Genomic DNA, 14,126 nt, shown 5'->3' on the forward strand with positions numbered 1-14,126 from the left:
GGTATATCGTCTCTTTTTCTTAGAGCAAACGAAAAGATACCCTGTAAGAGATACACAGATTCATTTTTGTGTACCTCTTACAGGGAAGTGTCTATCCCATGAACATATTACAGGTTAAAGGCCCTCCAAAGGCGCTTAAAATAATCGGTAAATTTGGCTTCCCTGACTGCCTCGGCAGTTAATATGGGAACTTCTCCTATCTTTTGCCCTCCAAGGGTGTAAATAAGGTTTCCAGCCTTCTGTCCCTCTTCTACCGGTGCAGAGATGGAAGGTTCCAGCTCCAGCTTCTTTTCAATGGTGGAGAAATCTTCTCCCTTAAGGCTTAAATAAGAAAAGGATCCCCCATATTGCAACGGAACCTGATCCGTTACTCCATTATCCACTACCATATCGGGCAGAGGAAGCATTTCCTTATCCTCATACAGCTTGCAGTTGGCATATCCATAGTTCAAAAGAGTCTGGGCATCGGCAAACCTGACCTTGTAATCCGGGGCTGCCATAATTGAGGCAATGAGGCGGACCCCCTCCTTTTCCGCTGTTGCGGAAAGACAATATTTAGCCACTGATGTGGAGCCGGTCTTTAAACCGGTCACGGTAAAATTCGTGGCCATCTTTAAAAGCTTATTGGTATTGGAAAGGCCGAATTCTTTTGTTCCCTGTTTTGTCACATGGGTGATATTCTCCATCCATATGGTGGAATAGTTATGAATCTGAGGATATTTGGTAATCAATTCTCTTGACATAATCGCAATATCCCTGGCCGTAGTCACATGGGTGACGGACTCGGTAAGTCCGCAGCAATCTTCAAAATGAGTGTTTGTCATCCCAAGTCCTGCCGCCCGCTCATTCATCATCTTAACAAATTCGTCTTCTGTTCCTGCTATGTATTCCGCCATGGCTACGGAGGCATCATTCCCTGAAGCGATAACGATACACTTGATCAGGGTTTCCACCGTCTGCACTTCTCCTTCTTCCAGGAAAACCTGTGAACCTCCCATAGACTTTGCGTGAGCACTGGTCACAACCTCATCCGTCAGCTTGATTTTGCCAGAATCCAGCGCATCAAAAATAAGTATCAAAGTCATAATTTTCGTAATACTCGCCGGGCTTCTTTTTTCATCCGCGTTCTTTTCATAGATAATCTGTCCGGTTGACGCTTCCATCAGAACGGCGCTGGGGGACTGCAAAGCCGGTCCGCCCTCCGCATTCACCTTTTTCGCCTCTTCTGCCTGGATAATCATGTCCGAGGCTACCGCCACATCCGGCTCTTGCCCTGCCGCCGGAAAGCATAAACAGAAAAACAGCAGAAGACAGCTTAAAATAAATGCCGTAACTCTCTTCATATGATACACGATCCCCTAAAATTCCTTTGTATCATTGTATGGGACTTCTTCCCATACATATGCCATTTTTTCCAAAAATAATTACCATCTTTTCGTTTCATCTTCTGACAAAGTATGCTATACTTGTACCGGGTATGTTTAAAATCTATCAATAAATACTGCCCCAATACTACAGAATTAAGAGGTTGAGCTATGAACAGACATGATTTTCGTGGACGAAATTCTGGCGGAGGCCGGAACAACACATTGCAGGTTATCCTAATCGTTCTTCTTGGAATTTTAATCGTTGCCGTATTAACACTATGCGGAATTACGATTAACAAAAGGTTAAAATACAAGGCATTGCCCGCAGATACTTCAGTCGCAGAACAGCCTTCCGGAGATGGAACACTGACTCCTTCTCCCGAAGAGACCACAACAAGCGAACAAGCCCTTGAGGAGAAATTAAAGTCCTTTCTTTCCCAGGCAGAAGCCCTTTCTTTGGAATACGATTACGACGGGGCGATCAGCCTTCTCCAGTCTGATCCCGATCTCAGCACAAGGGAAGAAGTGACCTCTGCCATTGCAGGTTATAATACCGCCAAGGAGGCCCTTGTTCGGTTCAATCCCCAGGATGCCACCCATGTTTTTTTCCATTCCCTTATCATAGACACTTCAAAAGCCTTTGACGGGGATTCCAAGCAGGCGGGTTACAACCAGATGATGACCACCAAATCAGAATTTCTTAAAATCATGCAGTCCATGTATGACAAGGGATATGTTCTTGTGAAGATCCATGACCTGGCTTATGAGACGAAGGATGAGAACGGCAATCCAAAATTTGTTTACGGTGATATCATGCTTCCTCCAGGAAAGAAAGCCTTTGTCCTGTCACAGGATGATGTGTGCTATTACGAATATATGCAGGGCGACGGCTTTGCTACCCGTATGGTCATCGGAGAGGATGGATATCCTACCTGCGAGATGACAATGGCTGACGGCAGCGTTTCTGTTGGCGACTATGATCTGGTGCCGATTCTTGAAAACTTCATAAAAACCCATCCCGGCTTTTCCTACAAAGGAGCCCGGGGAATCCTGGCCTTTACCGGTTATAACGGGATCCTGGGATACCGGACAGATGAATCCTATAAGAGCACCAATCCCAATTATGAAGCAGACCGGGAACAGGCTGCAAAGGTAGCCCAGGCCCTAAAGGATCATGGCTGGGAGCTGTCCTCCCACAGCTGGGGTCATCGGAATATGGGAACGATATCCATGGGCCATTTTAAGGCGGACAGTGACAAATGGGAACGCAATGTTGAATCCCTGATCGGACCCACAGATATTATTCTCTTCCCCTTTGGAAGTGATATCGGAAGCTGGACTCCTTATACCGATGATAATGAACGTTTTACATATTTAAAATCTCTTGGCTTCCGTTATTTCTGTAACGTAGATGCCAGCAAGCCGACCTGGATGCAGATGGGCGCCGACTACTTCCGCCAGGCCCGCAGAAACCTTGACGGATACCGGATGTTTTATTATCCCAACAGCTTAACGGATCTATTTAATGTTCCTGATGTTTTTGATCCGGCAAGACCGACACCGGTACCTCCCATGTAATCTGTTAAAAACAAAAAATATACAGACAGCACCTCCGTCAATCAGGAGGACTGGGATCTTTTAGAAAAGCCGCAGACTTTTAAAGCCTGCGGCTTTTCTCTTGCCTAAAATTAGTTGTCCAAAAAAAAAACGAAAGGAATAGTAAAAGCAGCCGGATTTTGTTATACTGGGAAAAGAAAGTGGTCTCTTGTATGGTTGAGCTTTGCGGGAGATGGATAAATTTGTTGCAGTTGACAATAGCCTGAGAAGGTGCACAACACGAATAATATTCAGGAGGTTTATTATGAAAAGGTCGATGATGCAAGCATACGTTACAAGAAGTGATAAAGCCGTAGCACTTTATCAAAAAGCTTTCGACGCTACGCTTATAAGCAGTTATCCTAACAATGACGGAACATTTTATCATGCTGAGCTCGATATTCAAGGGGAAATCTTAGCGGTTGCAGAACGAAATTCAGAATATGCCATCAGAAGCGGGGAGACAATTACAGGAAATGTCATGCAGTTTTGTCTGCATTACGGAGAAGGAAATGAGGATGCAGTGAGGAGAGCCTATGAAATATTGAAAGCAGATGCTAAAATTCTTATGCCGCTTGCACCATGCGAATTTAGTTCTCTGATGACAGATTTAATTGATAAATATGGAATCAGGTGGTGTTTGTTTGTATAGAGGCCTCCTTGTGCCATACGAACAAAATGAGCAAAATAATCTTCATAGCTCAATAAAGCCGCCCTGCTGATTTTCTGTCAGCAGGGCGGCTTTCTGTCAGCCCAAAATCATATCTTTGAAAACAATCTTTTTTTCTCTAAAACTGCACATATCCCTTAATTGGCTGAGCCGGAACCACAGACTCCGCATACAAGACAGGGCCTTCTCCTTCATAATCCTTCCAGAACTCGTATACGATCTTGGCTCTGACACGGACCCACTGCTTTGTTTCCAGCTCCTTGGCTTCTCTGGCCTTGGTGACAAAGCCCAAAAAGGTCATATCATCCTCGCAGCAGGTCATTGCCATGCGTCCTGGTACAAAATAATTTTTCGGAAAATCAGGAGTTTTCAAAACCATAGCCGTAAACTCCACGGTCTTTCCTTCATAACGGTCCCGTCTTTCCATACAATCAATATACCAGATCCCATAGGCTTCCGGTGAAATGCTCACCACGTCGGCACTCATATCATAGGGTAAATCTTCCTCCGGGATCTCATTGACCTCTCCATCGGAATCTTCAAATACGATCTCTCCCTTGGTGCACATAGCCTTAAGGGTCCGCCGGTAACCGGATAAGTCTTCTATTCCGTCGCAGCGGTTGCAAATGACCATTTCTGAATTACGGACCATGGAATACAGCAAAGGCTTCATATTGGCAGCATACAAATCAAAGGTGGACATATCGACCAGAGTGATCTGCTGATAGATTCTCCAATCGGCGGGAAGCTTTAAGTCGTCCTGGTTCCACATTCCATTCCACTCGATCAAAACCCGTTCCGGATTATAAAGCAGTTCCAGCTCCAGAAGCCTGTCCGGATTCAGCTCCTCTATGCTTTCTATAAATACTCCTGCTGTCCTGGTTCGCTTTAACAGCGACTGGTCATATTCGGTTTCACCGTCTTCACAAACAATCAGCAGCGTTTTTTCGTCAGACTGAAAATAATCCTGCTCCATGGTGAATTGAAGGAACTGGGTCTTTCCAGCCTCCAAAAATCCATTTATAAGGAATACCGGCATAAAGTCGTCTTCCATTGTATCCGTGTTGCTCATGATTTCCTCTTTCCTGCCCTTTTTCTCAGGGTATAGGTATCCCTGAAAGGGGCTCCCTCCATTCTGCTTATCTTCCAAAGGATTTCTTAAGTTCCTCTTCCTTTAAATTCGCTCCGATCACACAAACCTTGCCGGTATATTCCGGCGCTCCGTTCCTGATCTCGTATTGCTCAGGAACCAGATCAAAGTAAAGCCATGTGCCCTTTTCCTCACCTGGAATCATGCCTTTGGCACGAAGTACATCTCCAAAACTATCTCCATAAGCCAGCTCTTCAAGGATCTTGTCCAGCTCCTCTTTGCTCATAGGGGCTACATTCTCAAGTCCCCAGCTGCTGAATACTTCATCCGCATGATGGCTATGGTCGTGTCCGCAACCGCATTCCTCGCCGTGATCATGGTGATGATCATGATGGTGGTCATGGCCGCCGCCACACTCCTCTTCTCCATGGTCATGGTGATGGCCGCCGCAGCCGCACTCCTCTTTCTCATGGTCATGATGGTGGCCGCCGCAGCCGCATTCCTCTTCCTCATGGTCATGATGGTGGCCGCCGCAGCCGCATTCCTCTTCCTCATGGTCATGATGATGGTGGCCGCCGCAGCCGCACTCCCCTTCCCCATGGTCATGATGGTGGCCGCCGCAGCCGCATGCTTCCTCATGATCGTGATGGTGGTCATGGCCGCCGCCCTCCTCATGATGGCGTCGTTCTCTCACTTCTTTCATCAAATCCTCTGCCATGGTATCCGGTTTTTCTATAATCTCCAGAAGCTGTTTTCCGCTCAATTCTTCACATGGAGTCGTCACAACAGACGCCTTTGGATTCAGTTCCCGGATAATCTGGACTGCCTGATCCACCTTGTCGGAAGGAGCGATATCGGTACGGCTTAATACAACTGTTCCCGCATTCTCGATCTGGTTATTGAAAAACTCTCCAAAATTCTTTCTGTACATCCTGCACTTTTGCGCATCCACGATGGTAACCGCACTGTTTAAGGTCACCTCCATCTCAGAAGCCACATCAACAACCGCTTTCATGACATCGGACAATTTACCCACGCCTGACGGTTCAATAATCACACGGTCCGGATGGTATTTTGTCAGAACTTCTTCAAGGGATTTACCGAAATCACCTACCAGGGAGCAGCAGATACAGCCGGAATTCATTTCCCGGATCTCAATTCCCGCATCCTTTAAAAAACCTCCGTCAATACCGATCTCACCAAACTCATTTTCAATCAGGACAACCTGCTCTCCGGCAATGGCTTCCTGCAGCAGTTTCTTAATAAAAGTTGTTTTTCCGGCTCCAAGGAAACCGGAAATAATATCAATTTTCGTCATATCAATAGGTACCTCTTTTCTTTCCAGAGTTTTACATGAAATTACATTTATTTATTGTGTCACAAACCTTAAGCAAAGTCAAGCTGCGGCCCATGGGTTTTTCCTGCGGATATTGTTTAAAAATTATCAATTTTTACAATTTTCTGCATAAAAACTTGCAATCCGGTAATTTTATGGTAGAATACATGTCAACTGCTTTGACAAAGGTCAAATGTGTGCACCAAACTATTTAAAGGAGATTTTTAATATGGAAAAATGCGGCGTAAAAGAGTTCCTGAAGAGGAAAAACGTCACAATTACTGTCCAGACCTATCTCATTGATGCATTGGGTGCTATGGCATTTGGCCTTTTTGCGTCTCTTTTGATCGGAACCATATTCGGTACTCTGGGCCAGCAATTCAGTCTCACTATTTTCAATGTGATCGCGGACTACGCAAAAAGTGCCACCGGAGCAGCCCTGGGCGTTGCCATTGCCTATGCCCTTCACGCCCCTGCCCTGGTCCTTTTTTCCGCAGCAACCGTGGGCATCGCCGGCAATGCTCTTGGAGGACCCGTGGGAGCTCTCGCTGCAACGGTGGTTGCCACAGAACTTGGAAAGATCGTTTCAAAGGAAACACGGCTGGACATTCTGGTCACTCCTGGAGTGACCATCATTTCCGGAGTCCTCATTGCACAGTCCATAGGACCGGGCGTAGCAGGCTTCATGGACTGGTTTGGCGTCCTTGTGAAAACAGCTACCGAATTGCAGCCATTGTTTATGGGAATCCTGGTATCTGCCTTAATCGGCATCGCCCTCACCCTGCCCATCAGCAGCGCTGCCATCTGTATCGCCTTATCCTTAGACGGCCTGGCAGGAGGTGCTGCCACAGCCGGCTGCTGCGCGCAGATGATCGGCTTTGCCGTCCTTTCCTTCCGGGAAAATGGAATAGGCGGACTTATGGCCCAGGGCCTTGGCACCAGTATGCTGCAAATGGGAAACATTGTGAAAAATCCAAAGATCTGGATCGCCCCTACCTTGGCTTCCATGATAACGGGCCCAATCGCAACCATGGTATTCCAGCTGAAAAACATACCTGCAGGCTCCGGCATGGGCACCTGCGGGCTGGTAGGCCCCATCGGTGTCTACACTGCAATGAAAGGCGGATCCTTCATGTGGCTTGGAATCCTGATGGTCTGCTTCCTCCTGCCTGCCCTTCTCACACTGCTGTTCGGTGAAATACTTAGAAAAATCGGCTGGATCAAATTCGGAGACTTAAAGCTGGATTTAAAATAATAGAAAAGGCGGGAGTAGGATGCCATAAAACAAATGGGCATCCTCCTTCCGCCTTTTCCTCTTTATAATTCCTTCTTTTCCTCATCAGCATCTCTAAAGACACATTGGCCGCAGCCTCCGCTGCAATGGCTGCAGCACCCGCCGCAATGTCCGCAGCCGCCTTTTCCCTTGTTTTTTATAAACTGTCTGACTGAAATACACACCAGCATCAAAATTACAAGGGCTACTAAAACCGTCGAACCATTAGAAGCTAACCATACAGGCATACCAAACCTCCTATTGCTTCCCTACTTTAGTTCCTTTAGTATATGCTCAATATGCTCTCTTTTGCCAATCACCATCAAATGCTCCTGAGCCTGAATCACATAATCTGCCGGCGGCATGAGCTGAGCCCTGCCTTCCCGCTTAATTCCCAGGACGCTGATATGATACCGGTTTCTGATATCCGCTTCCCTTATGGATTTATGCACCCATTCCGGAAGAGGTGGGATCTCATAGATAGAATATTCCGGGGTCAGCTCAATATAGTCAAACACATGATCCGTGCTGTAGCGGACAGCCAGTTTTTCTGCAATATCCCGATCCGGATAAATGACTTCATCCGCTCCGTTTCTCAGCAGGAATTTGGCATGTATATCACGGTTTGCCTTACTGATCACTCTTCTGCCTCCCAGCTCCTTGACCAGACTGGTGATCTCAAGACTACTCTGGAAATTCGTTCCGATACACACAAAACACAGATCGAAATTAGCGATTCCCAAGCTTTTTAATACCGTTTCATTGGTGCAGTCACCAATCTTTGCACTGGTAACATATGAAAGTAAGTCTTCCAGACACTCTTCCTTCTGGTCCACGATCATAACATCATTTCCAAGCCTCGCCATATTAAGACACAGATGATGGCCAAACCGGCCAAGTCCAATAATTAATACTGATTTCATGATTTTATCCCTTTCCTTTAACCCACATTGATGGTCTCTGCTACTTGTTCCACATGAGCCTTGCGCTGACTTTGAGCAAATGCCAGGGCAAAGGACAAGCTTCCGATCCTTCCGCTGTACATGAGGATAATAATGATCACCTTTGATACAGAATAAAGATCCCTTGTGATACCTGTGGTCATTCCTACCGTTCCGATGGCTGATGCCGTTTCAAACAGTATGTCCGAAAATCCCAGCGGCTGAATTGCCATAATAGCCAGGGAAGCAGAAAGAGCCAAAAACAAGTTGATGGTCAAAATAGCGCCTGCGCGCTTGATGACAGTCTCTTCCAGACGCCTTCCAAAAATATTGACCCCGTAGGTCTGTTTAATATTGGAATGTACGCACATAAGAAGGACAAAGATTGTTGTCGTCTTAATTCCTCCCGCTGTTGATCCGGGGCTTCCTCCGATGAACATGAGGATTATGGTAAGGAGCTTACTCCCGTCGGTCAATGATGCCGTATCAGTGGTATTAAAACCGGCTGTTCTGGCAGTTACAGAACTGAACATGGAGGTTAAAATCTGTCCGCTTGCATTCATCCCCACCAAAAGATTGTTCCGTTCCAGCAGATAGAAAAGGAATCCCCCTCCAAAAACCAGAACTGTGGTACTCACCAAAACCATTTTGGTATGCAGCATATATTTTTTAAAGTGAAGCTTATTCCTATATATATCTTCCCACACGATAAAACCGATGCCGCCTATAATGATCAGAGACATAATGACAAGATTCACCAGCCAGTCATCGTAATAGGAGACTAAGGAATTAAAAGGCTTCTGATTTCCCATTAAGTCAAATCCTGCATTGCAGAAGGCTGATATGGCGTGGAAAATGCCGTAAAACGATCCCCTCCAGAACCCGTATTTAGGAATAAAACGTATGGCCAGAAGAATGGCTCCTGTTCCTTCAATGAGAAAGGTTCCTTTTATAATCCCTTTCGCCAGCCTTACAACTCCGCCGATCTGTAACGTATTAACGCTTTCCTGCAAAAGCCCTCTCTCTTTTAAGCCGATCTTCCGCCTGAGCACGATAGAGATAAATACGCCAACGGTAACAAACCCAAGGCCCCCGATCTGTATCATTGTTATAATCACCATCTGTCCAAACAAAGACCACTGGGTCCAGGTATCCCTGACAATCAGGCCCGTCACACAGGAAGCGCTGGTAGCAGTAAACAGGCAGCTTAAAAAATCTTCAGACTGTCCATCCCTGCTGGAAATCGGAAGCATCAAAAGCAAGGCTCCTGTTAAGATCAGACAAAAAAATCCATAAGCAATAAACTGTGTCTGGCTCACGTGCCGTCTGGCACGCTTTAATCTTTTTTCTTCCACGTTCATCTCACTGTAATTCCTCTTTTCCTGCGGTCCTATGTCCCGCTTTTTTATCGGCCCGGATCATTCTAGCTCCACAGTCTGCAGCTGAGAAAACCAGAAATGCCGCCAGATTCACCATTACCACGCTGGCTCCTGCCGGGGTAGAATAACGGTATGATGCCATCATGCCGATCACAAAACACACGACTGATAAAATCCCGGAAGATATCACAACTCCCCGGAAGCTTTTAAACACCCGCATCGAGGTAAGGGATGGGAAGATTATGAGGCTGGAGATCAGCATGGCTCCCATCATCCTCATACCCAGAACGATGGTGACGGCGGTCAGGACCGCAATCAAAACATTGTACCAGGACACCTTTACTCCCGTTGCCCTTGCAAAGCTCTCGTCAAAGGTCACCGCAAAAATTTTGTTATAGCAAATCAAAAACAGCCCCAGTACAAAAAAGGACAGGATTACGCTTAAACGGACATCCTCTTTACTCATAGCCAGTATGCTTCCAAACATATAGCTGCTTACATCCGTAGTCATTCCGGTAGTCATAGAGGTAACGATAATGCCAGCTGCCAGTGCAACGGCAGATATCATGGCAATGGCTGCATCACTTTTCATCTTTCCGTTCGACCTGATGCGCAGCAGGAAAAATGCAGCAATCACCACCACCGGAACAGATATCTTTAGCGGAGACCAGCCAAAAGCCACTGCAAAGGACAAGGCTCCAAAAGAGACATGAGACAGTCCATCACCAATCATGGAATACCGTTTTAACACCAGGCTGACGCCTAAAAGAGAAGCACATAAAGAAACCAGGATTCCTCCTGCCAAGGCCCTGACCAGAAACGGATAGGACAGCATTTCACTTATCATTCCCATTTTTACGCACCTCCTGTATAAATAAATCCTGCATTACTTTTTAAATACTCCTTTGTCGTCCCGTAGAACAGGACCTCCCGTTTCAAATGAAGGATCTTATCCGCCTCTTTTACAACATTGGCGACATCATGAGATACCATCAGAATGGCAACCCCTTCCTCACGGTTCAATCTGCGGATGATCTCATAGAATTCCGCAATGGCCGAGGGATCCAGACCTGTTATGGGCTCATCCATAATCAGAAGCTTATCCGTGGCGCAAAGAGCTCTTGCAATCAGGGTTCTCTGCTGCTGGCCTCCTGATAATTCACGGTAGCATCTTCCGGCAATGCCCATAATTCCTAACCGCTCCATATTTTTAACTGCAAGCCTTTTTTCCTTTCCGGAATAAAAGGGCCAGTTTCCTCTGCGGCTTAAACAGCCGGATAAGACCACCTCACGGACCGTTGCCGGAAAATCCTTTTGAGCCGCAGTCTGCTGGGGCAGATAGCCGATCCCGCTCTTTTTCAATTCATCAGACATGGATATGACGCCGCCTGTGGGCTTTAACAGCCCTAAAAGTCCCTTCATCAAAGTACTCTTTCCAGAACCGTTCTCTCCCACGATACAGACATACTCCCCTGGATTAACAGCCATCGTCACATCTACCACAGCATCCTGGTTCTCATATCCAAAATCCACATGACTGCATTGTATTAATGGGCTCATTCATCCAATCCTCTTGTTAAATTAATCACATTCTGTTCCATAAGATCAAGATAAGTAACACCGCTGTCAAACTCCCGCCTTGAAACATTGTGGCAGGAATGAAGCAAAAGGGGTTGCGCCCCTGTCTCCTCTGCTATGATCTCAGACACCCGGTGGCTGGAAAGCTCCAGGTAATAGATTACCGGAATCTGTTCCAGGCGCATCTTGTCTATGAGATAAGCAATGGTTCTGGCGCTTGGTTCTGTATCCGTGCTGCAGCCGGAAAACGCTGCCCTGTAAGACAGGCCATATTCGTCCGCCAGATAACGGAAAGGAAATTTATCTCCCACAACGATCATATCCCGCTTTTTATTCTCTGCTGCCTTGCGGAACTCCCCGTCTAGTTTTTTAAGCTTATCTAAGTATGCCTTAGCCCTCTCTTCATAATAGCTCCGGTTTTCCGGGTCCTTTTCCGTAAGGGTATCCCGGATCGCCTCTACCAGAGTCATGGCATTCACAGGGGAAGTCCAGATATGCTCATCGTATTCTATATCCCCGACATGGTCATCACCGTCTTCTAGGTGCTGGTGCTCTTCCTCTTCCATCCCTTCCACCAGTTCTTCCTGTACCGCATTCACATAGTCCATTCCCGTAACAACAGTCATAGAACCGGAATCAACCGCATTGAGAACCTGGGAAAGCCAGTGTTCTAAGGCTCCGCCATTGCATATTAAAACGTCTGCCTCCCGGATGACCTGCACATCTGCGGGAGTTGGCTCAAAGGAGTGGCTGTCCATTCCTGCCGGAACCACCATGGTCAGTTCTACCTTGTCACCGGCCACCTGTCTTGTAAAGTCATAATATGGAAACAGGGTCGTCACAACCTTGAGCTTAGATCCTTCCGTATATGAGGGCCTGTCATTTCTGCTGCAGCCCCATAAGGCCACGGCCGCAAAAGGAATGGTCAGGCATAAAAACAGGAGTTTTTTTAATCTATTTTTATTCATTTTTTATCTCCTATCTGATTCCATTTGCATAGTATAGCACATTTTAAACAGAAGGAAAAGGTCAGTTTTTCATTTGAACAGGAAAAGGCCTGTAAAAGACATAAGAAGAGAAACTTCCTCCTGCCCTTTACAGGCCCAGCACATTTTCAACCCTTATTTTTTATCCGGAGCTCGATCTGTCTGCTGATCTCTTTTACCGTATCGGAAGGCTCATAGTTTTCTTCATCAAATAGAAACTGGTGAAGCCTTTTTACGTTTGACTCCAGGGTCACAGGGACAACACAGTCTCTTTTTCCGATCATGACATCCTTAAGCTTTGACGGGAATCCTTCCGTGTCAGTCAGGTGAAACCTTTTTATATTTTTCATCAGGGGAATCATATCCTTCATACCGATGCTGGTGGATATCTGGGGAAGCACGGCGGCAACCACCTTGCTCAAAGTTGCCGCATCCGCTTCCCTGGCCTTTATAAGCGCTAGGTCAACCACCTCTCTCTGCCGCTCGGTCCGCTTAAAATCCGTATCCATTTTCCTGAGCCTTGCATAGGCAACGGCCTGGACCCCATCTAAATGGTTGGGGCCTTCCTGTTTTAAATGATGGGAGCCTACGCCTGTCGATTCCACCGTTTCCGTGATAAAGCCGTTAATCACCCGGAATTCTTCATGGCTGATATCCACATCGATCCCTCCCAGAAGATTGATAGCATCAGCAACAGCCTTCCAGCTAAATGATGCATAATCGTCAATGCTCAAATCCAGATTCTCCCTTAAGGCTTCAATGGCCTGTTTATGGCCTCCTTTAAAATATGCCTCATTGATCTTATCATAACGCTCCTTATCATCGATCCTTAAATAGGTATCCCGGTAAACAGAAACAAGACGGATTTCGCCTGTTCCAAGATTTACATTAAGGATCATCTGCATATCCGACCTGGTCCCCTTTCCCAGAGTCCCTTCCCTGGAATCCACGCCAAACACAGCTACCGTCCAGTAGCCCTCCATCTTTTCCTGGGTCTCAATGCTTATATTCGTATTATTCATCTGAGGTATCTGTACCCTTGGAGCCCCCTGGGGCATATGCATGATGTTCCAGGCATATCCCAGCATAGTCCCTATTAACGCGGCCCAGACAGCCGCGATCATAATCAATCCCCATTTTAAGTGATTAGTCATAGTTCCTCCCACATTGCCAAATAAAAAGAAGAGACACTTTTACGTATCTCTCCTTAATTTCCCTTTTTTTTAAAATTTTATACAAAAATATGTTTGATCTCATCGGGTTGATCGATGATGTACATGGGATGAAATGCTTCCAGCTCCGCCCGGTCACGAAATCCCCAGGTTACGGCTGCCGTATCCATTCCGGCATTGATGCCTGTACTCATATCAGTATTGGTATCTCCAAAATAAAGACATTCCGAAGGCTTTGCCTGAAAGTACTCTGCAGTCATAAAGGCTCCTGATGGATCGGGCTTACATTTGACCCCATTGCCTTCCCCGGTAACCAAATCAAAGAATCCTTTGCCATAAACGGCATCCACGCATTCAACGGCCCGTTCATGGCCTTTGTTTGTAAGTACCCCGATCTTGATTCCCTTATCTTTAAGGAAATTTAAAAGCTCTGGCATCCCTTTGTATGGTTCCACCTTGTACAGGCAGTTTTTCTCAAACGTATCCTCATAAAATGCAAGGGCTTCCTCATAATGGGTCAGCTTATCATCTCCCGAATAAATAAGAGCACGTTCAACCAGCTTTTTAAATCCATCGCCTACAAACTTCTTCGTATGCGCTTCATCGACCGGCCCATATCCAAAATGCTCCATGGTCAGGCTGATGCTGTAAGCCAGGGAATGAATGGTATTGATAATGGTCCCGTCCAGATCAAATATACAGCATTTATACATAGTTTTCTCCTTCCTGCTTTTTCAC

General features: G+C 46.3%; 14 protein-coding genes. 3 read left to right on the forward strand and 11 right to left on the reverse strand.

Annotated features, from left to right (window positions below; genetic code table 11):
- Nucleotides 1-107: 107 nt before the first annotated feature.
- Nucleotides 108-1,343 (reverse strand): D-alanyl-D-alanine carboxypeptidase family protein, encoded by a 1,236-nt coding sequence (locus AC27IJ_RS04175; RefSeq protein WP_312447359.1) that lies wholly within the window; start codon nucleotides 1,341-1,343, stop codon nucleotides 108-110.
- Nucleotides 1,344-1,535: 192 nt separating this feature from the next.
- Between AC27IJ_RS04175 and AC27IJ_RS04180 the strand changes: the two genes are divergently transcribed.
- Complete coding sequence (locus AC27IJ_RS04180; RefSeq protein ID WP_312447361.1) at nucleotides 1,536-2,945, forward strand: polysaccharide deacetylase family protein; 1,410 nt, start codon at nucleotides 1,536-1,538, stop codon at nucleotides 2,943-2,945.
- Between the two features lie 283 nt (nucleotides 2,946-3,228).
- On the forward strand, nucleotides 3,229-3,615 hold the full coding sequence (locus AC27IJ_RS04185; protein ID WP_312447362.1) for a VOC family protein: 387 nt from the start codon (nucleotides 3,229-3,231) through the stop codon (nucleotides 3,613-3,615).
- A 136-nt stretch (nucleotides 3,616-3,751) separates the two neighbouring features.
- Here AC27IJ_RS04185 and AC27IJ_RS04190 read toward each other — a convergent pair whose 3' ends face one another.
- Nucleotides 3,752-4,705 carry a TIGR03943 family putative permease subunit gene (locus AC27IJ_RS04190; protein WP_312447363.1) on the reverse strand — a complete coding sequence of 318 codons (954 nt, stop codon included), beginning with the start codon at nucleotides 4,703-4,705 and terminating at the stop codon, nucleotides 3,752-3,754.
- Nucleotides 4,706-4,772: 67 nt separating this feature from the next.
- Nucleotides 4,773-6,041, reverse strand: coding sequence for a CobW family GTP-binding protein (locus tag AC27IJ_RS04195; RefSeq protein WP_487147617.1), 1,269 nt, complete (start codon nucleotides 6,039-6,041; stop codon nucleotides 4,773-4,775).
- Between the two features lie 247 nt (nucleotides 6,042-6,288).
- On the opposite strand from AC27IJ_RS04195, the gene AC27IJ_RS04200 reads away from it, so the two are divergent.
- On the forward strand, nucleotides 6,289-7,314 hold the full coding sequence (locus AC27IJ_RS04200) for a PTS sugar transporter subunit IIC (protein WP_312447365.1): 1,026 nt from the start codon (nucleotides 6,289-6,291) through the stop codon (nucleotides 7,312-7,314).
- A 62-nt stretch (nucleotides 7,315-7,376) separates the two neighbouring features.
- Here AC27IJ_RS04200 and AC27IJ_RS04205 read toward each other — a convergent pair whose 3' ends face one another.
- From AC27IJ_RS04205 to AC27IJ_RS04240, 8 genes are all read right to left on the reverse strand, one after another.
- A complete protein-coding gene (locus tag AC27IJ_RS04205) occupies nucleotides 7,377-7,580 on the reverse strand; it encodes a FeoB-associated Cys-rich membrane protein (RefSeq protein ID WP_487147620.1) in 204 nt (67 codons plus the stop codon).
- Between the two features lie 21 nt (nucleotides 7,581-7,601).
- Nucleotides 7,602-8,255 (reverse strand): potassium channel family protein, encoded by a 654-nt coding sequence (locus tag AC27IJ_RS04210; RefSeq protein ID WP_312447367.1) that lies wholly within the window; start codon nucleotides 8,253-8,255, stop codon nucleotides 7,602-7,604.
- A 17-nt stretch (nucleotides 8,256-8,272) separates the two neighbouring features.
- Nucleotides 8,273-9,634: a TrkH family potassium uptake protein gene (locus AC27IJ_RS04215; protein ID WP_312447368.1), complete on the reverse strand. Its 1,362-nt coding sequence runs from the start codon at nucleotides 9,632-9,634 to the stop codon at nucleotides 8,273-8,275.
- 1 nt (nucleotide 9,635) lies between these two features.
- Nucleotides 9,636-10,505: a metal ABC transporter permease gene (locus AC27IJ_RS04220; RefSeq protein WP_312447370.1), complete on the reverse strand. Its 870-nt coding sequence runs from the start codon at nucleotides 10,503-10,505 to the stop codon at nucleotides 9,636-9,638.
- A 2-nt stretch (nucleotides 10,506-10,507) separates the two neighbouring features.
- Nucleotides 10,508-11,212 carry a metal ABC transporter ATP-binding protein gene (locus AC27IJ_RS04225; RefSeq protein ID WP_312447372.1) on the reverse strand — a complete coding sequence of 235 codons (705 nt, stop codon included), beginning with the start codon at nucleotides 11,210-11,212 and terminating at the stop codon, nucleotides 10,508-10,510.
- Complete coding sequence (locus AC27IJ_RS04230) at nucleotides 11,209-12,198, reverse strand: metal ABC transporter substrate-binding protein (RefSeq protein WP_312447374.1); 990 nt, start codon at nucleotides 12,196-12,198, stop codon at nucleotides 11,209-11,211. The genes AC27IJ_RS04225 and AC27IJ_RS04230 overlap by 4 nt, the downstream gene beginning before the upstream one ends.
- A 146-nt stretch (nucleotides 12,199-12,344) precedes the next feature.
- On the reverse strand, nucleotides 12,345-13,370 hold the full coding sequence (locus AC27IJ_RS04235) for an LCP family protein (RefSeq protein ID WP_312447376.1): 1,026 nt from the start codon (nucleotides 13,368-13,370) through the stop codon (nucleotides 12,345-12,347).
- Nucleotides 13,371-13,447: 77 nt separating this feature from the next.
- A complete protein-coding gene (locus AC27IJ_RS04240) occupies nucleotides 13,448-14,101 on the reverse strand; it encodes an HAD family hydrolase (RefSeq protein ID WP_313257746.1) in 654 nt (217 codons plus the stop codon).
- Nucleotides 14,102-14,126: the final 25 nt, after the last annotated feature.

Source organism: Lacrimispora sp. YZC11, assembly GCF_057543815.1.